Origin of the sequence: Vibrio porteresiae DSM 19223 (assembly GCF_024347055.1) — a bacterium.
In the GTDB taxonomy this organism is placed as follows: Bacteria; Pseudomonadota; Gammaproteobacteria; order Enterobacterales; family Vibrionaceae; genus Vibrio; species Vibrio porteresiae.
Genome location: NZ_AP024895.1, coordinates 2,882,689 through 2,907,118 on the forward strand (window position 1 = coordinate 2,882,689; position 24,430 = coordinate 2,907,118).

General features: G+C 47.1%; 27 protein-coding genes. 21 read left to right on the forward strand and 6 right to left on the reverse strand.

What is annotated here, in order from left to right:
* Positions 1-55 precede the first annotated feature (55 nt).
* The 17 genes from OCV11_RS13115 to codA all read left to right on the forward strand — a co-directional run bounded on the left by OCV11_RS13115 (position 56) and on the right by codA (position 13,878).
* On the forward strand, positions 56-991 hold the full coding sequence (locus tag OCV11_RS13115) for an FHA domain-containing protein (protein WP_261893352.1): 936 nt from the start codon (positions 56-58) through the stop codon (positions 989-991).
* On the forward strand, positions 988-2,379 hold the full coding sequence (locus tag OCV11_RS13120; protein WP_261893354.1) for a FliI/YscN family ATPase: 1,392 nt from the start codon (positions 988-990) through the stop codon (positions 2,377-2,379). The genes OCV11_RS13115 and OCV11_RS13120 overlap by 4 nt, the downstream gene beginning before the upstream one ends.
* Positions 2,357-2,821, forward strand: coding sequence for a hypothetical protein (locus tag OCV11_RS13125; RefSeq protein WP_261893356.1), 465 nt, complete (start codon positions 2,357-2,359; stop codon positions 2,819-2,821). Before OCV11_RS13120 ends, OCV11_RS13125 begins: the two co-directional genes overlap by 23 nt.
* The gene (locus OCV11_RS13130) at positions 2,818-3,297 is read left to right on the forward strand and encodes a type III secretion system HrpP C-terminal domain-containing protein (protein WP_261893357.1); all 480 of its coding nucleotides are present in this window, start codon (positions 2,818-2,820) and stop codon (positions 3,295-3,297) included. Before OCV11_RS13125 ends, OCV11_RS13130 begins: the two co-directional genes overlap by 4 nt.
* A complete protein-coding gene (locus OCV11_RS13135) occupies positions 3,290-4,420 on the forward strand; it encodes a FliM/FliN family flagellar motor switch protein (protein ID WP_261893358.1) in 1,131 nt (376 codons plus the stop codon). Before OCV11_RS13130 ends, OCV11_RS13135 begins: the two co-directional genes overlap by 8 nt.
* Positions 4,411-5,067 (forward strand): type III secretion system export apparatus subunit SctR, encoded by a 657-nt coding sequence (gene sctR, locus OCV11_RS13140; RefSeq protein WP_261893360.1) that lies wholly within the window; start codon positions 4,411-4,413, stop codon positions 5,065-5,067. Before OCV11_RS13135 ends, sctR begins: the two co-directional genes overlap by 10 nt.
* Positions 5,068-5,128: 61 nt before the next feature.
* The gene (gene sctS, locus OCV11_RS13145) at positions 5,129-5,389 is read left to right on the forward strand and encodes a type III secretion system export apparatus subunit SctS (protein WP_261893362.1); all 261 of its coding nucleotides are present in this window, start codon (positions 5,129-5,131) and stop codon (positions 5,387-5,389) included.
* 14 nt (positions 5,390-5,403) lie between these two features.
* Complete coding sequence (gene sctT / locus OCV11_RS13150; protein ID WP_261893364.1) at positions 5,404-6,189, forward strand: type III secretion system export apparatus subunit SctT; 786 nt, start codon at positions 5,404-5,406, stop codon at positions 6,187-6,189.
* A gap of 47 nt (positions 6,190-6,236) precedes the next feature.
* Positions 6,237-7,331: a type III secretion system export apparatus subunit SctU gene (gene sctU, locus OCV11_RS13155; RefSeq protein WP_261893366.1), complete on the forward strand. Its 1,095-nt coding sequence runs from the start codon at positions 6,237-6,239 to the stop codon at positions 7,329-7,331.
* A gap of 375 nt (positions 7,332-7,706) precedes the next feature.
* A complete protein-coding gene (locus tag OCV11_RS13160) occupies positions 7,707-8,255 on the forward strand; it encodes an RNA polymerase sigma factor (protein WP_261893368.1) in 549 nt (182 codons plus the stop codon).
* Between the two features lie 329 nt (positions 8,256-8,584).
* Positions 8,585-9,007, forward strand: a complete 423-nt coding sequence (locus tag OCV11_RS13165; protein ID WP_261893370.1) for a type III secretion system chaperone — start codon at positions 8,585-8,587, stop codon at positions 9,005-9,007.
* A 178-nt stretch (positions 9,008-9,185) separates the two neighbouring features.
* Entirely contained in the window at positions 9,186-9,407 is a 222-nt protein-coding gene (locus tag OCV11_RS13170; protein ID WP_261893372.1) for a type III secretion protein HrpF, read from the forward strand.
* Positions 9,407-9,862: a hypothetical protein gene (locus OCV11_RS13175; RefSeq protein ID WP_261893374.1), complete on the forward strand. Its 456-nt coding sequence runs from the start codon at positions 9,407-9,409 to the stop codon at positions 9,860-9,862. The genes OCV11_RS13170 and OCV11_RS13175 overlap by 1 nt, the downstream gene beginning before the upstream one ends.
* A gap of 48 nt (positions 9,863-9,910) precedes the next feature.
* Positions 9,911-11,974: a type III secretion system outer membrane ring subunit SctC gene (gene sctC / locus OCV11_RS13180; RefSeq protein ID WP_261893376.1), complete on the forward strand. Its 2,064-nt coding sequence runs from the start codon at positions 9,911-9,913 to the stop codon at positions 11,972-11,974.
* Between the two features lie 9 nt (positions 11,975-11,983).
* Entirely contained in the window at positions 11,984-12,199 is a 216-nt protein-coding gene (locus OCV11_RS13185; protein WP_261893377.1) for a hypothetical protein, read from the forward strand.
* Positions 12,192-12,524, forward strand: a complete 333-nt coding sequence (locus tag OCV11_RS13190) for a hypothetical protein (RefSeq protein WP_261893379.1) — start codon at positions 12,192-12,194, stop codon at positions 12,522-12,524. Before OCV11_RS13185 ends, OCV11_RS13190 begins: the two co-directional genes overlap by 8 nt.
* A gap of 106 nt (positions 12,525-12,630) precedes the next feature.
* Entirely contained in the window at positions 12,631-13,878 is a 1,248-nt protein-coding gene (gene codA / locus OCV11_RS13195; RefSeq protein ID WP_261893381.1) for a cytosine deaminase, read from the forward strand.
* Positions 13,879-13,986: 108 nt separating this feature from the next.
* Here the strand turns inward: codA and citG are convergent, their stop codons facing one another.
* From citG to citC, 6 genes are read right to left on the reverse strand one after another with little or no spacing between them, the layout of a single operon-like run.
* Complete coding sequence (citG, locus tag OCV11_RS13200; protein ID WP_261893383.1) at positions 13,987-14,934, reverse strand: triphosphoribosyl-dephospho-CoA synthase CitG; 948 nt, start codon at positions 14,932-14,934, stop codon at positions 13,987-13,989.
* On the reverse strand, positions 14,912-15,448 hold the full coding sequence (gene citX, locus OCV11_RS13205; protein WP_261893385.1) for a citrate lyase holo-[acyl-carrier protein] synthase: 537 nt from the start codon (positions 15,446-15,448) through the stop codon (positions 14,912-14,914). The genes citG and citX overlap by 23 nt, the downstream gene beginning before the upstream one ends.
* Positions 15,448-16,974 carry a citrate lyase subunit alpha gene (gene citF / locus OCV11_RS13210; RefSeq protein WP_261893387.1) on the reverse strand — a complete coding sequence of 509 codons (1,527 nt, stop codon included), beginning with the start codon at positions 16,972-16,974 and terminating at the stop codon, positions 15,448-15,450. Before citF ends, citX begins: the two co-directional genes overlap by 1 nt.
* A gap of 10 nt (positions 16,975-16,984) precedes the next feature.
* A complete protein-coding gene (citE, locus tag OCV11_RS13215; protein ID WP_261893389.1) occupies positions 16,985-17,860 on the reverse strand; it encodes a citrate (pro-3S)-lyase subunit beta in 876 nt (291 codons plus the stop codon).
* Positions 17,857-18,153, reverse strand: a complete 297-nt coding sequence (gene citD / locus OCV11_RS13220; protein ID WP_261893391.1) for a citrate lyase acyl carrier protein — start codon at positions 18,151-18,153, stop codon at positions 17,857-17,859. The genes citE and citD overlap by 4 nt, the downstream gene beginning before the upstream one ends.
* A gap of 46 nt (positions 18,154-18,199) precedes the next feature.
* Positions 18,200-19,261 carry a [citrate (pro-3S)-lyase] ligase gene (gene citC / locus OCV11_RS13225; protein ID WP_261896302.1) on the reverse strand — a complete coding sequence of 354 codons (1,062 nt, stop codon included), beginning with the start codon at positions 19,259-19,261 and terminating at the stop codon, positions 18,200-18,202.
* 271 nt (positions 19,262-19,532) lie between these two features.
* Between citC and citS the strand changes: the two genes are divergently transcribed.
* Genes citS through OCV11_RS13245 form a run of 4 tightly spaced genes read left to right on the forward strand, consistent with a single transcriptional unit; the run spans position 19,533 to position 24,354 of the window.
* Positions 19,533-20,879: a citrate/sodium symporter CitS gene (citS, locus tag OCV11_RS13230; RefSeq protein ID WP_261893393.1), complete on the forward strand. Its 1,347-nt coding sequence runs from the start codon at positions 19,533-19,535 to the stop codon at positions 20,877-20,879.
* Between the two features lie 60 nt (positions 20,880-20,939).
* Positions 20,940-21,206: an OadG family protein gene (locus tag OCV11_RS13235; RefSeq protein WP_373332792.1), complete on the forward strand. Its 267-nt coding sequence runs from the start codon at positions 20,940-20,942 to the stop codon at positions 21,204-21,206.
* A gap of 23 nt (positions 21,207-21,229) precedes the next feature.
* Entirely contained in the window at positions 21,230-23,029 is a 1,800-nt protein-coding gene (gene oadA, locus OCV11_RS13240) for a sodium-extruding oxaloacetate decarboxylase subunit alpha (protein WP_261893395.1), read from the forward strand.
* Between the two features lie 38 nt (positions 23,030-23,067).
* Complete coding sequence (locus OCV11_RS13245; RefSeq protein WP_373332829.1) at positions 23,068-24,354, forward strand: sodium ion-translocating decarboxylase subunit beta; 1,287 nt, start codon at positions 23,068-23,070, stop codon at positions 24,352-24,354.
* Positions 24,355-24,430: the final 76 nt, after the last annotated feature.

The window sequence follows — 24,430 nt, forward strand, 5'->3', positions numbered from 1 at the left end:
AGCCACTGAGCCATGGGGGCAAAGTGGCCTTTTCTTCAACCTGAGAGCGACAACCATGTATGAATTACGTGTACTAACTGGTTTAAACCGGGGCGCAGCTCTGCCACTCATCGGCGAGGAGTGGCTGATTGGCGCAGACCAAGAAGCCGATTTGGTTCTTTTGGATAGTGATATCGCCCCACAGCACTGCACAATTACCGTGCAAGAATCTACCGCGCAAGAATCTACCGCTCAAGTATCGGGCTGGGTCGTCACCAAGCAACACGGCGAGATCACTGATGATGAAGGACATCTCGTCGAGCAATTAGTCATCACTACCGATCAGTTGAGCTTTGCTTTGGGAACGGTTTGGCTCACCATTTGTGCGGCCGATACGCCTTGGCAATATGAGCCCCCCAGCGCCAAAGCCCCAGTAGCAGAGGCGGCGCCAGCACCCATCGTTACCTTAGCGCCAGCACGTAAAAAGACAGTGTTGCCTTTTCTATTTGGTTTTATCAGTGCGGTGACCATCGCTGCCACCAGCACTTGGGCCGCTTTATATCCTAGCCCAGAACACGTCGTTGCCCCCACGTTACCGACCATCAAGGATGATCGTGAAAAACTGGCTGACAGCACTGCCGTTGAACAAAGGCTGTTAACTATGCTGTCGGAAAGAGAGCTCAATCGTTTTATTGCACTCTCGCATCAAGGTGAGCAAGTCGCCATGACGGGCTCACTCACTACAGATCAAAGCCAAAAACTGGATCGCATGATGACCCGCTTTCATGAGCAATACCGCACTCCCGTGACCATCGCCAAATATATCTCGGCACAAAAAGGCTCTTTGCCTTTTGATATTGTTCAGATTGTCTCTGGGCCAATGGCGAGTGTGGTCACCAGTAATGGCAAACGTCTATTTGTTGGCGATGAAATCGAAGGACTGCGTTTGGTCTCAATTGATGCCAACAAAGTGGTGTTCAAAGGTAAAGATAACTTTGAGGTCTCTTGGTGAACCCAACCATCCAGCAAGCCAAAGCGAACGCGCAAGAGCGCCTTAACCAGTGGCAACAGCAAATAACACACCATTGGCAACAATCCAGCTGCGTGACCATTCAAGGCAAGGTCACAGACATCAACGGCATTTTGCTAGAGGGCTCGTTACCGTTTGCTCGTATTGGCGATCTCTGTAGCGTCACCGGATCAGTGAGCAGCGATGTACTTGCTGAAGTCGTCGGATTTAGCGCCGACAAAGTGCTGCTCTCTGCCCTTGGTAACTTAGAGGGAATTGAAGCGGGTGCGGCGATTGTGCCTCACTACGTGCAACACCAAATAGAGTGCAATGATGCGCTGTTAGGCTCGGTGCTCGATGGTTTTGGTCGACTACTGCAAGGTCAGCAAGCGGCCTTTTCATTGCGTCCATCAAGCTCGACTACACCGGTCATTCAAGATGCTCTGGCCCCAACCCAAAAACCGCGTATTAGTGTTCCGATCCCAACAGGGCTGCGCGCCATCGATGGCCTGATGACCTTAGGTGAAGGACAGCGTGTCGGCGTTTTTGCTGGCGCAGGTTGCGGCAAAACCACCCTGCTGGCTGAGCTGGCGCGCAACATGCCTTGCGATGTGATTGTCTTTGGTTTGATTGGTGAACGTGGCCGAGAGCTGCGTGAATTTCTCGATCACGAGCTGGATGAAGAGCTACGTCAACGCTGCATTCTCGTCTGCAGTACCTCAGATAAAACCAGTATGGAGCGAGCCCGCGCCGCTTCAACGGCCACTGCGATTGCGGAAGGATTTCGCGCTCAAGGGAAACGGGTGTTGCTATTGATCGACTCACTGACTCGTTTTGCGCGTGCGCAACGTGAAATAGGTTTAGCGGCAGGCGAGCCCCCCGGTCGCGGCGGTTTTCCGCCTTCGGTCTACACCATGTTACCAAGACTGGTCGAAAGGGCTGGCAATATGGAGGGCGCGGGCTCCATCACGGCGCTCTATACCGTATTGATTGAAGGGGATGTGATTGCTGGAGATCCCGTTGCCGATGAGGTGCGCTCGCTACTGGATGGACACATAGTGCTGTCGCGAAAACTGGCCGAGAAGAACCATTATCCGGCGATTGACGTTCTTGGCAGTTTAAGCCGCACCATGACCAATGTCACCGAGTACGATCATCGTAGCAATGCCGGCGTACTGCGTAACTTACTCGCCTCCTACAAAGAGGTGGCAATGTTGTTGCAGTTAGGCGAATACGAAAAAGGACTCAATCCATTTACCGATTTCGCTATCGATGCCTATCCCGAGATCCTCGCCTTTTTGCAACAAGAGATGAGCGACCCGATGGATTACGACACCGTTATCGACTCGCTGGCCGATTTGATTGCCGATGCGCCGCCACTTCATTCCTGAACCTGAATTAGCCCCAGATGAGGATGAGCTGGCGCTGCAACACACTCTCGATTGCCTTGGGCCCATTCGCGATCACCGCTTAGGCAAAAGCCAACGAGCTTATCGCAAAGAGCAGCAGAAACTGCGTGAACTGGAACAACGTCACCAAGAGCAAGTGCGTCATTTAGAAACAAAAAAAATCGAGCAAGTTGCGCAGAAAAAAGCCCTGAACGATCACCATCAGGGTCGTCCCATCGACCAATCCACCCTACATAGTTGGATTGGTGAAGAGCGGGAACTGCTCGCCGAAATTGAGCAATTAAAACAGACCATCAATCAGTTAAAAAATGCTCTTGAGCAACAAGCCGAGCAGGTCAAACAAGCCAAACTCGTGATGGAACAAGAGCAGCAACGTCATGAAAAATGGCAACAAATGCAGCAATGGGTTAAGGAGTCACTATGAGTACCCTCGCGCCAGTCAAAGAACCATTACCACCCCATAAACATCATGAGGAAGAGTCATTGACCTTGCAGGTATCAAACTCGTCCTTAAACACATTGAATCCGATGCCACCACTGCAAGATATTGGGCTGTTTACTACCTTAATCGATAGTCAATCCCAAGACGTTCCAGCTTCCCATGTTGGGGGGGATTCAACCCGCTGGCTCGAAAACTTAACCCTCAAGGTCACCGAGAGTTTGCCCGCGCAACCCCAAGATTTTCGTTGCCAATTGCTTCTGCCCAACCTAGGTGAGGTAGAGCTACAAGCCCAGTATCAAGCCTCAACTTGGCAGATTCAGTTGGCGTTTCGTCGTCAGCGCAGTGCTCAAGCAGTGCGCCAAGAGCAAGACCAGCTAACTGAACACTTTAGCCGTGCGTTGCAAGCGCCGGTGGTGCTCTCCATCAATTCGTTAGAAGGTGAACAACAAAATGCCTAACTTTATGACTCAGCTACCAAAGCGCAGCGGCACAGAGCAAGCTCACCATCACCTCATTGGTCATGGCAAACAGACCCACTTTGCTACCGAGCAAGGACGTTTGCAGCTAACCCTTTATCCACTCCCTCAAGCTGATGACCAAGTGACTTACGAGCAGATGACGGCATATCACACCGACTTGGGCACTTTGTATATGGAATCTCAGCAGAGTGAACTTTGGTTTAATCAGCTCTCTAACGCACCTTACCCTGCGGCAAACCCGATTGATGATGACAGTTGGGAAAGACAGTGGTATCGCCAGCAGATGCACCGTGAGTTAATGCCCCTGTTTTATCCATTAACCGAGGTAATTTCTGGGACAAAAGCCAATGCCCAACCGTCTAACGAACCCTATTATTGGTATCGTCTGCACTGGCAGCACGAAATGCATCGTGGCGCACTGATCATCGGCTTAACGGACATCACCCTCTCCGCTTGGTTACATAGCCAAACTTGGCAACATGTCGCACAGCTTGATACGGGTAAGCTAGCGCTAAGCGCGCCACTGATTCTAGGCTCACTCACCTTTGATGGTCAGCAACTGAGCCACCTTGCTGCTGGCGATGTATTGCACTGCACACAACCGCGCTTTTCTTGTGAAGGCATCGGCAGCTTTACCTTTGCCGACACCCTTTTTTCTCTGCAAGCGAATTTCGATGGAACTGCATGCCACTATCTCATCACTCAAATGACATCCATTTCGCAGACAGAGAGCAGCATGAATCATTTGGACGATTGGGCTAATGAGCCTTACTCACAACATGCAATGAGCGACCAACATAACGCCAATCAGACTTTACCCATCACCCTGACCATCACCCTGACCATCACTGCGGGTGAAGTCACATTGAGTTTGGAAGAACTGAGCCAGCTTACGGTGGGCTCAATGATCACGGCGCGCCAAATAGCACCGGGTCATGCACAGCTGCGCCAAGGTCAACGTTGTATTGCCAGTGGCGAACTGGTGAGTATCGAAGGTGAGCTTGGCTTACAACTCACAGAAATTCATCTACCAACACGCCGTTTAGCAACACCACCAGAGAAAAGTGATGAGCCAGAAGCGGAGTCCAACGCATGGGATTAGGCCAAGTTGACCCGCTACTCTTTGCCCTATTTTTAGGTGGTTTGTCGCTGCTGCCGATGTTGCTCATCGTGTGCAGTGCCTTTCTCAAAATTTCCATGGTGCTGCTCATCACCCGAAATGCCATGGGGGTGCAGCAAGTACCGCCCAATATGGCGATTTATGGCATTGCTTTGGCTGCGACCTTTTTCGTCATGGCACCTGTTTTTCACGACATCAGCGAACGCGTCAAAGAGACACCGCCCGATTTCAGCTCGCTCAATTCGATGCAATCGAGCGTCAATCACATCATTGGACCTTTACAGCAGTTTATGGCGAAAAACGCTAACCCCGATGTGGTCACTCACATCATGGATAACACCGCTCGCATGTGGCCCAAAGAGATGGCGGAAAACGTGCGCAAAGATGACCTGATGGTGATCATTCCCGCTTTTATGCTCTCAGAACTTCAAGCGGGCCTGCAAATTGGCTTTTTAATCTATATCCCGTTTATCGTCATCGACTTGATTGTCTCGAACGTGTTACTCGCTCTTGGGATGCAAATGGTCTCGCCCATGACTATCTCACTGCCACTGAAGATTTTGCTCTTCGTCCTAGTTGAAGGATGGAGTCGCCTACTCGATGGCCTATTTTACTCGTATTTGCATTAACGATACGCCATTCACCCTTCACCTGAATCAATCGACGATGGCGTAACCCAAAGGCACGTTTATGGATACTCTTACTCTGTTTAAACAAGGCATGACGCTCGTGGTAATGATTTCCGCCCCACCACTATTGGTCGCACTGTTGGTCGGGGTGCTCACCTCTTTGATTCAAGCTCTTTTTCAGGTACAAGACCAAACTTTACCCTTTGCGATCAAGCTGGTGTGCGTCGCCGTTACCTTGGCATTAACCGGACGCTGGATTGGCGTGGAGATTTTGTCTTTTGCTGGGGCAGTGTTTCAAGCCATGGCGTTTGTAGGTCATTAGTCATGGTATTTACAATGATCCCGCAACTGAGTGATTGGATACTTGCCATGACCTTAGCTATGGCGCGCCTGTTACCTTGTTTGATTTTCATTCCGCTGTTCTCGTTTCATGAATTAAAAGGCGTGCTGCGCTACTGCGTGGTAGTGGTGCTGTCTCTGATGGTGGCACCGGGCATACATGCCGCACTTCCTAACGATCATGCTTGGATAACCTGGTTTGGTCTCTATTTCAAAGAGGGCTGCTTAGGGCTACTGCTTGGCACTCTGCTCTCGATTCCATTTTGGCTGTTCGAATCCGTGGGGGCGCTCTTTGATAACCAACGCGGCGCCTTAATGGGTGGACAGCTCAACCCAAGCCTTGGGGTCGATTTCACGCCACTTGGATTTCTATTCAAACAATCGCTCATGGTGATGATGATTACCTCTGGGTCTTTTCTTGGCCTGATGCAAGTAATCTGGGATAGCTATCTTTTGTGGCCACCAACCCAATGGAGCCCGCTGCCCGCTGCCGACGGTTTCTCCGTCTATTTGGAATTGCTCGCTAACGCTTTTTCCGATCTGGTGCTCTATGCCGCACCATTGGTTGGGCTTTTGCTGTTTATTGAATTTGGCATGGCCATCTTGAGTCTTTACAGCCCGCAACTGCAGGTGTTTATCCTCTCTATGCCGATCAAATGTTTGGTGGGATTGCTGTTTGTGATCTTCTACATGCCTAATCTATTTGATTTTATTAGCCAGCGTAACCTCGATTGGCCAAGCCTATCGCATAGCCTGTCGTTACTGCTACGAGTGCCTAAATAGCCGACCTCGAACTAGCCGTTCTATATCAAGAAAAAACGAGAGATTCTATGAGTGAAAAAACCGAAAAGCCCACCCCCAAGAAAATTCGTGATTCGCGTAAAAAGGGCCAGGTTGGGCAGAGCCAGGATGTGCCGAAACTGCTGATCGTTGCCGCGCTCATCGAAATCATTCTTGCTATGTTAGAGGATGGTATGAAGCAGTTAGAGGTGTTAGTGCGCTCACCGCTATCACTGTTCAATCAGCCTTTTGGTTACGCGCTCAATGCGGTTATTGTCGATTGTTTTAGTATCGCCATCGCAATGATGGGATTGGTGTTGGGCGTTGCCGTTGTCATGCGTTTAGCGGGAGCTTGGCTACAGTTTGGTTTTCTCTTTGCACCTGAAGCGTTAAAAGTCGACTTCAATAAACTCAATCCAGCCTCACAACTTAAGAATATGTTTTCTGGCAAGAAATGGTTTGAGCTGTTCAATAGCTTGCTTAAAGCCATCATTCTGGGCTTGCTGATCTATTGGTTGCTCTATCAAGCGCTACCCACTCTGATAAAACTGCCCTACCTTTCGCTGACTGAAAGTTGGCTAACCATCGCGAACCTATTTAGCCATATTGCTCGCAGTTGCCTGTTGGTGTTATTGGTGCTTGCTTCCGTCGACTTTGGTATGCAGAAGTATTTTTATCTCAAAGGGTTACGCATGAGCAAAGACGATATCAAAAACGAATTTAAAAACTCAGAAGGCGACCCACACACCAAGAGCCATCGCCGCTCAGAAGCAAGGCGTCTTGCGAACGAAGAGCCCAAACCGCGTAAAACGAAACCGGTGCTAGACGAAGCCGATATGCTCGTGGTTAACCCCACTCACTTTGCAGTGGCATTATTTTACCAATCTGAACGCACCCCTTTGCCTTTAATTATGACCAAAGGAGAAGATGAAGACGCATTAGATTTGATAGAGCAAGCAAAACAAAAAAACATTCCCGTGATTCGCTTTGTTTGGCTAGCACGAACATTATATAAAAATGATATTGGCAGTTATATTCCTCGCGAAACCTTACGATATGTTGCAAAGATATATCAAGTATTACATAAATTTGATAAGGAAAACGTTTCCGAAGTTTATAGCCAAATATCAGACATAGAGTCTTAATTAAGAGTATGACAACCAGATAAAACATTAAAATAAAAAACTTGATCTCGGTTCCATAAATCGCGATATTTTTAGAGCAAAAACTCCATCAAAGATATTTAAGCAAATACTAAAAAATAGGATTTATATATGTAGGAATATCCTTACATAAAAATAATCCAAATTAAAACCAAGCAATTTCTTAATGAAAAATACCCACACTTTTATTTTAAATTACTGAATATAAACATTAATTTTATTTTAAACCGACCGACTAATATTATTAGAAGAATAATTACATTTATTTACACCATCTTGGAACAAAGTATCGAATTCTTTTACTTATTAAGCATTGCTAGATTCCCTAGTCATGTTAATAAATTAATAGGTATAAAAATGAATAATTCGATCTCTTTTAATGAATTCACCACGCCAGTAATAAACATAGAAGAATTATACAAAAGTCAAAACGAACGCTTACGTCGTTTTATTCAAAAAAAGGTATGGCATGCGGAAGATGCTGAAGAAATTTTGCAACTGACCTACTTAGAAGCAATGCGCTGCAAAGACAAATTCAGTGGCGCATCAAAACCAGAAACCTGGCTATTTGGTATCGCAGTCAACTTAACTCGTAATTATTTTAAACAGTACTATGGGCAAACGGTTTTAGTCGATGAAATGACCGAAGCGATGAGCCAAGAATTACAAGGTGACATCGATGAAAACCCGGCAATGCTGGTAGAGCATGAAAGGCTGCTGAGCCGAACCATGGAAGCGATTGAGCACCTACCTGATGAAACTCAATCAATCCTAAAACTGATCGTCGATGAAGACCTAAGTTACCAAGACACTGCAGACTACATCGGCATTCCGATTGGCACTATTCGTTCACGCTTGTCTCGCGCACGCCAAACCCTAAAAAGTTACTTGGAGCCTTCAGCCTAATGCCAGACTTCATGAGCTTTAAACCGATTCGATTCAGGCGTGATGACACCTTTGATGCCATGCAATCTCGCTGGTCCATCATTATCACACCTCCTTCTGCACCGCCTAATCACGGTATACCGTTCGATAAACCTCTTCCTTGTTCATTTCAAATTTCCCGATCTTCCCTTCTCCAAGCACAGCCTCGAATTAGAGTAAATAATCTACTTTGCATTTTCACCTCTCTGCTCAGCCGCGGGCCACCCTAAGGAACTGAAATGCGTTGCCGCGCCACTTAACAGCCGAACACTTGTTTACCTTTTTAATTCACTAATGACGAGGCCATGGACATGACCCCCACACAAACTAAAACTGATCAATATCTGCGTAATTTTGCTCATACCATGAATACGCAACTGACTTTGCGGAATGGCGTCTGCGCTATTTACGATCATCTTTCCCAGCAAAATGCCGTAGTTGAAGTGCCTGACTTTAGCGACAACATCATTTTCCACTGTGTGATCATGACATTACCACGCGATCTCAGCGCTGAAGTCATGCGTAAAATTCTGCTCCTGAACTTTGAAATCAGCGCGATGCAAGGGTGCTGGCTCGCAATTGATGAACAGCAGCAACTTTGTCTTTGTCATATTTTGCCGATCGACAAAACCGATCAACAGCACTTTAACGATTCTCTGATTGGCTTTATCGAGCAAGTAAAACAAGTGCGTCCATTTGTCACGCCGTGGTTCTCAGCGCCTGTTACTCACTAGCCGCGTTCGTGCATGCGGCAGGCTATGCCCTGCCGCTGCACAGCAGCTTGGTTAACCGCAATCACCACTTGGGAACTAATTTAGCTCACATTCCACCCAAGCTTTGTATCGAGTTAAACCCGGCTGCAACCACCTGTTTTGCACGCGACACCTACACTGTTTTATCAAGGAGAGATCTATGCCATCCGTTGAATCTGTACGCCATCGCTTGGATACGCAATTTGAGCGTACCCAAAACAACATGGACAAATTGGTAACCAACTTAGACAACGCATCATTAGATGATATCTATGCGTTTAACTCAGCTATGCGCCAAAACGCCACCGCAAGTTGGGCAGTCAACCAAGAGCTGCAAGTGAAACACAACTTGGCGAAAGCCATCATCAACGAAATACGCTAATGATGCTGTCGGTCACTGAGCTCTCAGACACTTTAGAGCATTGGCTAAGCGAGGGCACGCCAAGTATCGCTATCGAAGTGGATCTGCGCCCACTGGAGTTAAGTCGAATGGAAAGAGGGGTGACCATTCGTACCCCATTTCCGCTCACGCTGACTCAGTGCCCTCATCCTGGGGTGTTGGTAATGTTGACAGGCATGGGCAGTGAGCGTTTTTCAGCGCTGCCAAGCCTTGACTGCCAAGGTCATTACCATTTAGTGGATTTTGTTGCCGTCGATAAAACGGCTCTGAGTGCTAAGCCGCTCATCACTCGTATTGAACAACTCGCCAATCAAATTTCCTGCTGGCAAGCCTGTTTAAAAACGCAGTTTCCTAGTTTGGCTCCTGCGCCTAAACAGCGCGCCACTCAGATGCCGTTTGTGCCGTTAAGTTTGTCACAGCAATTACGACCGTTTTAACCCAGCCAGTCATTAAACGATTTTTCTGTAATCCAGTATGAGCACATTATGAAAAAGACGATTCATTGGTTACCTTTGGTACTGACTCTGCTAGTCATGTTAACCAGCACCGCTGTGCATGGCGCCGTACCTGAAAAATGGCAAAGCACCGCATACGCATTCGATGCCCAAAAAACACCCTTGATTGACGCTTTAAACGAATTTGCCAAAACATTCGGCGTGAAGCTGAATCTGGGCAAAGTACGCGGTGTGGTCAATGGCAAATTGCGAGCGGCTTCAGCCACGGATTACCTCAATCGTCTTGCTCTGGAACACCAGTTTTTATGGTTCGTCTATAACGGAACCTTGTACATCAGCCCATTGGATGATCAAACCTCGACTACCATAGAAGTCTCTCAAGATGCGATATCTGATCTGAAAAACGCTCTTACCCAAGTGGGTTTGCTCGACAAACGTTTCGGGTGGGGAGAGTTACCCGATGAAGGGATTGTGATGGTCTCCGGCCCGACCCGCTACGTGGAACTGATTCAGAAATTCAGCAAAAAGAAGAAGAGTAAAGAAGACAAAATGGAAGTGATGGTCTTCCCGCTCAAATACGCACTCGTGGGCGATCGCGACATCAAGTTTCGCGATAAGAACATCCAAATTCCGGGCATTGCCAGTATGCTGCGCGACTTGCTGGAAGGTCGCAAAAATACGCCAATGGCCATGAACACCAACGGCATGACGCTAGACAGCAGTTTACAAGCGTTAGGCAATTTACAAACCCTAGCTGAGCAGCGCATTCAGAGCAAAATGCTCAGTAATGGTTTGAGCCAAAACCAACTCGATGCCCAGATGAATAATAAGAGCAGCGCTGGCTCGAAGATCAGCGCTGATACGCGCAACAACGCAGTCTTGATTCGTGACGATATTGATAAACGCCAGATGTATCAGGATCTGATCAATAAGCTGGATCGCCCGCGTAACGTGATTGAAATTGATGCAGTGATCCTCGATATCGACAAAAATAAACTCGATCAGTTGGGGATTAACTGGCAAGTCGGCGCAGGCAGTACCGAAGCGCAGATCAACCCAGCGGGTGTGACACCGTTTCTTTCTACCGGCACCGCAGCGACCGTGATGATTCAAGATTTTGGTCACTTTTTTGCCAATATTCGCGCGCTAGAAAATCAAGGTGAAGCATCGCTTATCGCCAACCCGTCCATATTGACCATTGAGAACCAACCGGCGGTGATCGACTTTAATGACACGGCGTACATCAGTTCCATTGGTGAACGCGTAGCCAACGTATCACCGGTTACCGCTGGAACGAGCTTGCAAGTTATTCCACGCATGATCGAGTCGGCCACTGCGCCACTCATTCAGCTTTCGCTAGATATTGAAGATGGGCGTATCGAATACAACGATAGCAGCACCACGCCTACCGTAAACCGCGGCACCATCAGCACCCAAGCAATTATGCAGACGCAGCGCTCTCTGGTGGTAGGTGGTTTTAAAGTGGAAAAAAATGCGCAGCAAGAGAGCAAAGTCCCTTTACTGGGCGATATTCCTGGAGTGGGCAAACTGTTTAGCTACCAAAATAATGACCAATCCAAACGTGAACGTCTTTTTATTATCACGCCGCGCTTGGTGGGTAATGAACTCAATCCACATCAGTTCATCCCTGAAAAGGACAATGACAATGTGCAACAAGCGTTAGACAAAGACCGCGCAGCACGTTTGGGCATCACACGGACTTTGGTGTCTAAGGCGCTCACTCAGCTCAACAACCTGTTTCTGCCTGATGGCTTTACCGCTGAAAAAGAGATTCCTTATACCCTTGAACACTATTGCCAACGCACGGAAGGGGTCACCTTTAATCGTAAAAACCGCGAGTGGTACACCGGCGAGAAGTTTGCCTTATTAGTTGGCACAGTGACCAACCAAACCGACCATTCGATCCGTTTTGATGAAGCCACTTGTACCCATCGTGATACGCTGGCGGTGGCGGTTCGTCCTAGTACCCTAATGGGACCGGGAGAGTCAGCGGAAGTGATGTTGGCGGTCATCAAACCGGAAACCAACAAACCGATTCGTACCTCGTTGCTCGACAATGCCGTTAGCCACTAAGGAGCTGTCATGATGTTATTTCGCCAAGTTTTGCTCGCGCTCACCATCGTGCTCATCAGTGGTTGTGCGACCACCAGCACCAAGGTGCCTAAATGCTTAGATAACCATTGTGCGAGAGAGATGTCCTCACCGACTCAGCTCGTGATCTGGTGGGGACCTGCCCTGCGTGATGAGTTGAAAAAAGATCCCGATACCACCGTCTACGATTTAAGCCAATATGATTAAGCAGCGATTAACCCAGTGGCTCATCGCCAGCCAACACACTTCTGGCACCCTATTGCCTTTAAGTCACGATGCCCGTTTACAACGGCAAGTACGCCAAGGTCAATCGGGGGTAACTTTAGAGCTCAACCCACTGATATACGATGAGTTATGGCTACAAAGCGTACTGCGCCAATACCATGCAAACCCAGAGCGATTTTGGTGTTGCAAACCTTTTGTCTCAGAGAAAAAAGCGTGGTGTTTGTGGATTGAGTTACTCCCATCAACCAGCGTAGAGCAACAAGTCGAACAGCTGCTGATTATGCTCACCTTGGCGCAGCTAGACTAAGGAAGCGCTAAACTCGGCTTAATCATTATTGGTTGGCTATTGCATCTCTCTGCATAAGGTTACACACTGAACTGTATGACTTTTTAAGCACAGAGATGAGGCAGGGATGAAAATCATCAACGCGCGCTTGCGCCAGCAAACACAGCTTTACACCCTCACTTGCGAGAACGGACGCTTCTTGGCAATTGAAGAGCAAACTCAAGGAGTGGTTACCACTGCCGCCGATATTAATGCCCAAGGTCACCTACTTTGTGCGCCTTTTGTCGAGCCACACATCCACCTCGATGCAGTGATGACGGTAGGTGAACCACGCTGGAATAAAAGCGGCACCCTGTTTGAAGGCATTGCCTGCTGGGCAGAGCGCAAACCCATGCTGACCGAGCAAGACGTCCAAACTCGTGTACGTAAAACCACTCGGTTACTGGCTGAAAACGGGGTGCAATTTGTCCGTACCCATGTGGATGTGACCGACCCAGAGCTCACCGCCCTCAAAGCGATTGTGGCTCTTAAAGCTGAACTCGCCCCTTTCATCGATTTGCAAATTGTCGCCTTTCCTCAAGAGGGCATTCTCTCCTACCCTAATGGCAAAGGCTTGATGGAACAGGCGGTGGAACTTGGAGCCGATGTGATAGGTGGCATTCCTCACTTTGAATTCACCCGAGAATATGGGGTGGAATCGATGCGTTGGGTGATGGAGTTTGCCAAACAGCACGACAAATTAGTGGATGTCCATTGTGACGAAATTGATGATGAAGCGTCGCGCTTTTTAGAGGTACTGGCCACTGCCGCCCTCGAAGCTGGGATGGGTGACAAAGTGACCGCCAGCCACACCACCGCGATGCACTCTTACAATAACGCCTACTGTTCTAAGCTGTTTCGTCTGTTAAAAATGTCGAACATTAACTTTGTCTCGTGCCCGACCTCCAATATTCATTTGCAAGGGCGCTTTGATAATTTGCCGAAACGGCGCGGGATCACGCGTATTAAAGAGCTCACTAACGCAGGGATGACAGTTGCTTTAGCTCAAGATTCGATTCAAGATCCTTGGTACAGCCTAGGTAATGGTAAGTTATTGCGCGAGCTTGATTTTGCCCTGCATGCTTGCCATATGATGGGCTTTGATGATTTCTCCCACGGCTTGGATTTCATCACCGACAATGGTGCGAAAGTGCTGCACATTACAGACAACTATGGCATTGAAGTCGGAAAACCAGCGAGTTTCATTATTCTTGATGGTGCAGATGATGTCGAAGTGATTCGTGACCAAGCAGAAGTACTTTGGTCGGTTAAAGAAGGCAGAGTGTTGATTGAGCGTCAACCAGCAACACTAAAACAATCGATTGATTTAGTGTAATCCATTGCTTTAAACAATCAGAAAAACCGAGGTTGGGCACACAGCGGCATCGCCCAACACGGTCGGTCATGTGCAAAAAAGAGCGCATTTCTTACAGAAAGCGCTCTTCTATTCGTTATCAAACAGTGCAACCAACTCGTGTATCAACCAAGTTGCGGCCAGCAGATCAGCGCTACCACCTGGACTCAAATGTTTTTCTATCAACATCTTATCGAATGCGATTAACTCATTCTCTATTTCGGAATATTGATAACCACCTAAGTTAAGTAGATGAGCCGCATGATTTTGCACCAAGCGCAATCCTTCAATACCACCACGAGAAACCAAGTTGCTGTCATCGTTGTTGGCCATTAACACCAATAAGGTATGCCACATGGCTTGTTCGGTTGAAACGCCATTACGCAAACACATTTGGTAAGCAGGCAGAGCATGTTTCATGATGGTGCCAAGACCTGAAGCCGCTTCACCGCGAGCACCGGTTAAGCCGTATTGTTGGAACATTCGTTCCCCTGCGGTTTTCGGCTCTTGTTTGGCTTTGCCTTTCAGCTCATCAAACACCAAAAACTCACACGCTTGACGAATCACTTCCTTAATATGCAGTGCATCGACTTTAAGTTGCTTACCTTTAAGCCAACCCACCGCACCACAGATCAAACCTAAGTTAAAAATCATCCCTTTATGGGTATTCACCCCATGGGTTGCACGCAGCATTGCTCGCTCAGCTTCTACACCGATAGGACGTAAAACATGCAATAGTTTGGTGACGGGATGACGCGAATGATGACTGCCCGCCGCTACGAAGCGTTCAAGATAAGGCACAATCGCATCTGCACTCGCGATAAACGTATCGAGCGTCATGTCGTCGTGAGAACCGTTATTAGCCGTATCCACTAAACCCGGTTTTGGTGTGAGGTGCACTTCCAGCATCATGGCGTGGTAGGCCAAATGAGCGACCAACTTAGGTAGGCTGAATGCACGTTGACTAGGAGACGGAGCAGCCACAGCAACCTCTTGAGAAAAGTCGATTAATAACTCAAGCGTAGCATTCATACTCATGGGTCATTTCCTCGATTTTTGCCAAAAGCTCTTTTAAATCATGACGACGTGAACGTGCGCACACTTTCGCCTCTTCATCACACAGTAAACAGCGGCGACGCGGCTGATTTACTCCATCACGAGAAACAATTTTTCCACGTACATCAATCACATCCAAATCCATCAAACGGCCTAACTGATGATGGTTTTCGATCTCCATCATCGCTTTTTTCAGCAAAGAAGCCGATGGAGCGTTGATAGAAATGATCGCTTCAGGACCGGTATTTTCAGCAATCTTCTGACTGCCGACAATTTCCCAACCTTGTTTCGCACATAGCGCACGAATCGCGGCCAGACCGGCTTTCATTACTATACGGCTAGAGGCATTCATCTTAACTGGACCAGGCATGTTAACGGTGAATGAAACAATGGGAAGAGAGTGGCGTTTAAGCCACTCTTGTTGTTGTTTCACCCGAGTTTCTTTGCGGTCAAGCAGTTCGTTTAAGCTCACCTCAGAATCGGTTGAAAAGGTCATTATGCTTTTACCTGTTTAATCACATCAATGATAGAACCATCGCGGTAGTGAATAAAACCAACGGTGCGGTCTTCAAACTGCAGTGGTTCAGGTTTGCCGGTAAGAAGTTCAGCACGTTTTTGTAGCTCAGCCACTTCAAATACAGGTAGGCCAGCTGCAACCAAACGTTCTTTCACATCTGGGCGATTTGGGTTAACCGCGATACCCTGGTCAGTTACCAATACATCGATAGTTGAACCAGGAGTCACCACGTTAGTTACTTTCTCAACGACTGTTGGGATACGACCACGAACCAGTGGAGCAACGATAATAGCTAGGTTAGCTGCAGCAGCTGTATCACTGTGGCCGCCTGATGCGCCGCGGATCACGCCGTCAGAACCCGTAATAACGTTGACGTTAAATTGAGTATCGATTTCTAGAGCACTCAAGATAACCACGTCAAGACGATCCACAACCGCACCTTTTGATGATGGGTTAGCGTATTCGTTAGCTGAGATTTCAATGTGATGAGGGTTGCGAGAAAGAGATTCTGCCGCCACTGAGTCAAAACATTGCACGTCCATCAAGTAGTCGATCAAGCCTTCTTCATGCAGATCAACCATAGTTGCAGTAATGCCACCTAAAGCAAATGAAGCGCGGATATCTTTACGGATCATTTTGTCTTTTAGGAAACGAGTAACTGCTAGTGATGCACCGCCTGAACCAGTTTGCATTGAGAAACCGTTGTAGAAGTAACCAGAGTTTTCGATAACGTCTGCACAGTATTTCGCAATCAATAGTTCACGAGGGTTTTTGGTCATACGAGTTGCATCACCACCAATTTTGCTTGGGTCGCCCACTTCTTCAACTTGAACAACTGCGTCCACGTTATCTTGGTGAATGGATGCTGGGTAAGCTGGGTAGCCAACCAAAGATTCCGTTAGCATCACCACTTTATCTGCGTATTCTGAGTCCACTTTGGCATAGCCTAGAGAACCACAAATTGATTTGCCTTTAAAGCCGTTTGCGTTACCAAACTCATCACAACAAGGTACGCCGATAAAGGCCATATCAATGTGAATTTCTCCAGTTTGAATAAGGTGAACACGGCCACCGTGTGAGTGAATGTGCACAGGTTCTTGCAGCAAACCACGAGAGATTTCATCGGCCAATTCACCACGAATACCAGAGGTATAGATTTTAGAAACCACACCATTTTTGATGTGTTTAACCAGTGGTGCGTGAACAGAAGTTAATGAACTAGAAGCCAAAGTTAGGTTTTTAATGCCTAGCTCAGCAATCACATCCATCACCATGTTGATGGTTTTGTCGCCGCCACGGAAAGCGTGGTGGAAAGAGATGGTCATGCCATCTTTCAAGCCAAGCTCTTGAATTGCTTCAGCAAGTGAAGCTTTAATTTTGCGGCTTTTTTTATCTGACTCATTCGCCAAATGTGGAGTCAATTTCAGTGCTTCAGTGTAAGGAGTTAAAGAATAACGTTCCATCTCTTCAGCAGTGAGGGGATTATTTAAAGTACTAACACTCATGACACTACCTTTACTGTTTGATACCAGATTCAGCACGTTGAAGTGTCCAGCGTGCGCGTTCAATAATTGGGCTGTCGACCATTTTGCCGTTCAGTGACACAACACCAAGGCCATTTGCTGCAGCTTCTTCAGCGGCTTCAATCACAGCGTTAGCGTAATCCACTTCTTTTTGCGTTGGAGCAAACACGTTATGCAATAGATCGATCTGACGAGGGTTAATCAATGATTTACCATCAAAGCCCAACTGCTTGATAAGTTCAGCTTCTTTTAGGAAGCCTTCTTCGTTGTTAGCATCAGAGTAAACCGTATCAAATGCCATGATACCGGCAGAACGAGCGGCTTGGAGAATCGAGCAACGAGCAAACAGTAACTCAATGCCTTCAGGCGAGCGTTGAGTTCGAAGGTCGCGCACGTAGTCCTCCGCGCCTAAAGCGATACCGATTAAACGTTTTGAACTGTGGGCAATCTCAACGCAGTTGTTGATGCCTTTCGCGCTTTCAATCGCAGCCAATAGTTTGGTGCTACCTACTTGACGACCACAGCTTTTTTCAATTTGTTCAATCGCTTTTTCCATTTCGATGATGTCGTTCGCACTGTCTGTTTTTGGCAGACGTACACAATCAGCACCACCACGAACCACGGCATTCAAGTCTTTTAGACCGAATTCAGATTCGAGAGGGTTAACACGAACAACAGTTTCAATCTCTTGGTACATTGGGTGTTGCAACGCATGGAACACCAACATACGAGCAGTGTCTTTTTCACGAAGGGCAACAGAGTCTTCCAAGTCGAACATGATTGAGTCTGGCTTGTAGATGAAGGTGTTACTTAGCATGGCTGCGTTGGCGCCAGGTACAAACAGCATACTGCGACGAAGTTTAATCATGACAACTGGCTCCAATCGATCTCTTGCTCACCACAAGCACGTAATACAGCAGCTTGGACGCGTGCTTTAATCACACAGTCAAGCGCACCCTTGTCTTCGATAATGATTTTTGCGTCAGCGACTTTCATATTTGAAAGTGTTTCCAAAACCACATTTCGAATCGCCTTACCAAACTGTTGTTCAACGGTACTGTCCAGAGACAGTTCAATACCGCCACTCACATTCGGTTCGATACGGACCTGAAGATCACTGGATTCCAGTGTACCCGCGAAAGCGGGGTGAGAAATTTTCATGGGTTCGACCTTGATGAATAGTTTGTAAAAAAGCAATCAGCACGCATTACACAGCAGCCACGGAATTGGCTAACTGTGCCGGGGCAATGTAGTGCTGACTGAGATACGAATACGTCGTTTGTGGCACTAAACTACGGACAGATGGAATGTCCTCTTTTCGCAGTAGGTCACGCACTCTTGACGCAGAGATAGGCTCTGCTCCTTCTAAACACCGTTCAATTTCGACGACTTCAATCGCAGGTCCACACTCGTCTTCGAGATCTTTTTCTAACCACTGACGCATTGCTTGGTTGTAATGTCGAGTCACAGGACACAAAGGTTCACTACCCACGAAACGGTGGGTGATCCCCAGCGCTGGGGCAATAGCATTGCGGAAAATTTTTAGATCCAACGCGGTGTGCGCATAGTTGATCACTTGCTGATCTTTGATGAAGTACGTTGGGAATGTCACCCGAGAAATAATGTAATCGGATCCGGTGTGAATGGTCAGATTTTTTAGATGCTCGGTTCCAGCACGGATCATGGCGAGCCTGTCGGCAAAGGAGAATTCATTTCCCTCTTCTTTGACGGCAAACAGATGTACCCAATCGCACTGCAGACATGCTTTCTCTATCAGATATTGATGACCTAGCGTGAACGGGTTCGCGTTCATCACGATGCCACCGATTTTGCTGCCCGGCTTACGCTTTGCAGACAACTCCTGACAGTAAGTTTTTAAACGGTTCGGGCTGTTTTCCAGCAGCGCTACATTCGGTTCCACCTTTTCAACCAAGTGGAAACCACACTGCCGAAACATCACGATATTGGCAGGCTTAGTAAACAGAAACAGATTAAAACGGCCAAGTTCATAAGCAAAACTGGTCAGTTCTGACATCAACTTAAGCGCAAATCCGGTGCCTTGTAAGTCTGGCGATATCGCAATCGACTTTAAAACATTCCCTGCCAAACCACCACAGGCAATAATTTCCCTGTCCTCTTGGTAAGCCACGACGAAGTGTTCCACATCTTCATCGATCCCTAACTCATGTAGAGACAAAAACTGTCTTATAGCCAGCATCCGATTGCTCTGCTTAGTAGAAATCCGGGAAAAAGTGTAACTCTCCAACATCACGTGCCTCACCTATCTCTTTACGGCAGCAGTATTACGCGCTTTAGTCTATAAAATATCGAGCGCAATCACTTTATTTTTCAGAATAAAAGTACTTTATGAATTTTATGTTTTTTATTTATAAGTTATTGAAAAATAACACATCCAAAATTAAAAACCATAAAAATCATTGAGATTTTAAACGCCACTTTATTCAATGACAGTTTTCACAAATATTAGAGAAGTAATCCCATAAATTGAATAAAGTGTTATTAACCTGCTGGATAATAAAATGAACGAAAAAACCCTACAAATTAATGCGAAGCAACATTCGTCATTAAGTTCTACCTTAATGGATAGCAAAGTATTTGGCGTTCCACTGCCTTTATTTGCTGTTCTCGCAGCCATTATAGCAATTGCACATTTTACTAACACCCTTCCAAAGAATATTGTTGGTGGTTTTGGTTTTATGTTCGTTGTTGGCGCTATATTTGGTGAAATTGGTAAACGTTTACCAATATTTAACAAATATATCGGTGGTGCTCCTGTAATGATATTCTTGGTTGCAGCTTGGTTCGTGCAAATGGGCTGGCTACACCAAAGTGAAATCACCACTGTTAGTGATGTGATGAAAAAGACCGGTTTCCTAAACCTTTTCATTGCCGTTTTGATCACCGGTTCTATCCTAGCTGTTGAACGTAAACTGTTGATTCGTTCTCTAGCTGGTTACATCCCAACTATCCTTGCAGCCGTTGCTGGCGCTGCAATCTTTGGTCTGATCGGTGGTTTAATTTTCGGTATCAGCCCTGCTCGTATCATGATGATGTACGTACTACCAATCATGGGCGGCGGTAACGGTGCTGGTGCGATTCCTCTATCAGAAATCTACGCTGCGGTAACAGGTGGTTCGAAAGAAGAATATTACTCTGTTGCGATTGCGATCCTTACTATTGCCAACATCGTTGCGATTGTTGCAGCAGCAGTACTGAACAGCATTGGTAATAAACACCCATCACTAACTGGTAATGGTGAATTATTACGTAAATCTAGCTTTGACAGTTCAAACAACGATAAAGAAATTAAAATCACTCCTCGCGAAATAGCAATTGGTCTAATGTTAGCAACATGTATTTATACATTCTCTGCATCATTATCTACTAATATTTTGCCTGGCTTTGGTGATATTAAAATCCATACTTTTGCTTACATGGTTATCATCGTTGCTATTGTGAATGGTCTTGGTCTTTGCTCTGATGAAATTAAAGAAGGCGCAAAACGTCTCTCTTCTTTCTTCTCTAAACATCTTCTTTGGGTGTTGATGGTTGGTGTTGGTATCGCTTACACAGACCTAGGTGAAGTTATCGACGCTATCTCTTTCATGAACGTTATCATCGCTGCTCTTATCGTGTTCGGCGCTATCTTCGGTGCTGCACTCGGTGGTTGGGCGATGGGCTTCTACCCAATCGAATCCTCAATTACTGCGGGCCTATGTATGGCTAACCGTGGTGGTTCCGGTGACTTGGAAGTACTTGCTGCGGCTAACCGCATGAGTCTTCTTTCTTACGCTCAAATCTCCTCTCGTTTAGGTGGCGGTATCGTCCTCGTTATCGCGAGCGTGGTATTTGGCATGATGATGTAAATCACCCCTTGCTCCACTGGCGCGCTTTGCGCGCCTTTTCTTCTCTTTGGAAATGTAGCTATGCAAGAAACATCGCTCTTTATGGAGGGCATTAACCTACTCACTTTGGGTATGGGATTTGTCTTTATCTTCCTTATCTTTTTGGTCTACGTAACGTCGGCAATGTCCAAATGCATTACTCGCTTTGCGCCTCCACCAGCCGCACCAAAAACTAAGGCTAAATCCAAACCTGTTGTTGCTCCAAAACCTGCACAAGATGACCAATTAATCGCCGTTTTAACTGCTGCAGTTCATCACCATAGAGCCCAACAACAGCAAAACTCATAATCATAATAAAGGAGAACTTCGAGATGACTCAGGCTACTAAACGCGTTGGCATTACCGACGTCGTCCTTCGTGACGCCCACCAATCTCTTTTTGCCACTCGTCTACGTTTAGACGACATGTTGCCTATTGCTGCACAACTTGATGACATCGGTTACTGGTCACTTGAGTGTTGGGGCGGCGCAACATTTGATAGTTGCATTCGTTTCTTAGGTGAAGACCCATGGGATCGTCTACGCACTCTGAAAAAAGCCATGCCAAAAACTCCGCTGCAAATGTTGCTACGTGGTCAAAACCTATTGGGTTACCGCCACTATGCCGACGACGTGGTTGACGCGTTTGTTGAACGTGCAGTGAAAAATGGCATGGATGTGTTCCGTGTTTTTGATGCGATGAACGACCCGCGCAACATGCAACAAGCGATTCGTGCCGTGAAAAAACAGGGCGCACATGCGCAAGGCACTCTCAGTTACACCACCAGCCCAGCGCACAACCTACAAACTTGGGTTGATGTGGCGCAGCAATTGGCTGAAGAAGGTGTTGATTCGATTGCCATTAAAGACATGTCAGGTATTTTAACGCCTTACCAAGCTGCCGAGCTGGTTCAAACATTGAAAAAACAAGTCGACGTTGAACTGCATCTGCACTGTCACTCCACCACAGGCATGGCCGATATGACCCTGCTTAAAGCGATTGAAGCGGGTGTAGACCGTGTTGATACCGCGATTTCAAGCATGAGCGGTACTTACGGTCATCCTGCCACTGAATCTCTCGTTGCCACTTTGCAAAACACGGGTTACGACACCGGTCTTGACCTACACAAACTAGAGAAAATCGCGGCTTACTTCCGTGAAGTTCGTAAAAAATACCATGCGTTTGAAGGCATGATGAAAGGCTCTGACTCACGCATTCTGATTGCTCAAGTGCCTGGCGGCATGTTGACTAACATGGAAAGCCAACTCAAACAGCAAAATGCGTTAGACAAACTTGACCAAGTATTGGAAGAGATCCCACGCGTTCGTGAAGACCTTGGTTTTATTCCTCTGGTTACGCCAACATCGCAAATCGTCGGTACTCAATCGGTTATCAACGTATTGATGGGTGAACGCTACAAGAGCATCACCAAAGAAACGGCCGGTATCTTAAAAGGCGAATATGGCCGCACTCCTGCTCCAGTCAACACTGAGCTACAACAACGTGTGCTGGCTGGCGCCGAAGCGATTACTTGCCGCCCAGCCGATAAATTGGCACCTGAAATGGTTGAACTACAACAGAGTGTAGTGCAACAAGCCAAAGAAAAAGGCATCACTTTAAGTGATAACACCATTGATGACGTATTGATGGTTGCCCTATTTGACCAAGTAGCTTGGAAGTTCCTAGCTAACCGTAATAACCCTGATGCATTTGAACCTGTACCTCAAGCTCCAAGTAAGGAAGAGAAAAAAGTGGCCGCTGCAAATTCAACTAAGAAAGCCGATGCTGGTATCTACACCATCACTGTCAACAACCAAAGCTATGTAGTGAAAGTGACTGACGGCGGTGACATTAGCCAAGTATCAGCAGCACCCGTTGCCGCTCCCGTTGCTGCACCTGCACCAGTCGCTGCCGCTGCAGGCGAAACCATGAATGCACCTCTAGCAGGTAACATCTGGAAAATTAACGCGAAAGCAGGCGAACAAGTACAAGAAGGCGATGTATTGCTCACTCTTGAAGCAATGAAAATGGAAACTGAAATTCGTGCCCCTCATGCGGGTGTCGTAAGCAGTATTGATGTGAGTGAAGGTGATGCCGTTCAAGTAGGTGATGCCCTATTGGTATTGGCATAATCGAGTGAGGTGTAACCATCATGGATAACATCATCGCAATGGTGAATGACTTTGGCTTTTTCCACTTACAGTGGGGACAAGCCGTGATGATCGTCATCGGGCTGGTTTTGCTCTATTTGGCGATTGTTAAACAATTCGAACCACTCCTTTTGGTTCCAATTGGTTTCGGCGGCATTTTATCTAACTTGCCAGACGCGGGTCTGGCCATGTCAGCGATTGAAAATGCCATTTATGCAGCCAAACCGGATGTCATGGCAGCGTTTGCTCATGTTCTTAATATGGGCGCAGCCAGCGGCGCAGCAGCGATTAAAGAAGCAGTGCACAGTGCAACGCCTACCCAAATGGCCACATTGCACCTATTGGCGGAACAATACGCTTACAGCGACGGGATGTTGTATCAGTTCTACAGCATCGCGATTGCTTCAGGTGTTGCGCCACTGGTGATCTTTATGGGTGTGGGTGCCATGACCGACTTTGGTCCACTATTGGCCAACCCTAAAACCTTGCTGTTAGGTGCAGCGGCTCAGTTTGGTATCTTCACCACCATTCTTGGCGCTCTGGGCTTAAGCTCTTTAGGCATCATGGACTTTAGCGTTTCACAAGCAGCTGCTATCGGTATTATCGGTGGCGCTGACGGCCCAACCGCTATTTACGTATCCAGCTTGCTGGCACCAGAACTATTAGGTGCTATTGCGGTAGCTGCATACTCGTATATGGCGTTGGTGCCTATGATTCAGCCACCTATCATGCGCGCTTTGACTACCGATGCAGAACGTAAGATTCAGATGAGTCAGCTTCGCCAAGTGCATAAGCTAGAAAAAATCTGTTTCCCACTGCTGCTGTTAGTTTTGATTGCCATGCTACTCCCTTCTGCGACACCGCTACTGGGTATGTTCTGTTTTGGTAACTTGATGCGTGAATGTGGTGTGGTAGAGCGTCTATCTGATACGGCACAAAATGCGTTGATCAACATCGTGACCATTTTCCTAGGTCTCTCTGTTGGTTCAAAACTGATGGCGGATAAGTTCCTGCAGCCACAAACTATCGGCATTCTTTGCTTGGGTATTTTGGCATTCTGTGTGGGTACAGCTGCCGGTGTGCTGATGGCGAAATTGCTTAACCGCTTCTCCAAAGATCCAATCAACCCACTCATTGGCTCTGCTGGGGTATCTGCAGTTCCGATGGCGGCTCGCGTATCCAACAAAATCGGTTTGGAAGCCAATAACCAAAACTTCCTACTGATGCATGCGATGGGTCCTAACGTTGCAGGGGTAATCGGTTCTGCGGTTGCTGCTGGCGTGATGATCAAGTATGTGCTTGGATAATCACTCTTTTTTGAGCATTTTATAAATTTGATTGGGGTTTTAGACCCCAATCAATTTTTCTATTTTGTGACAAACG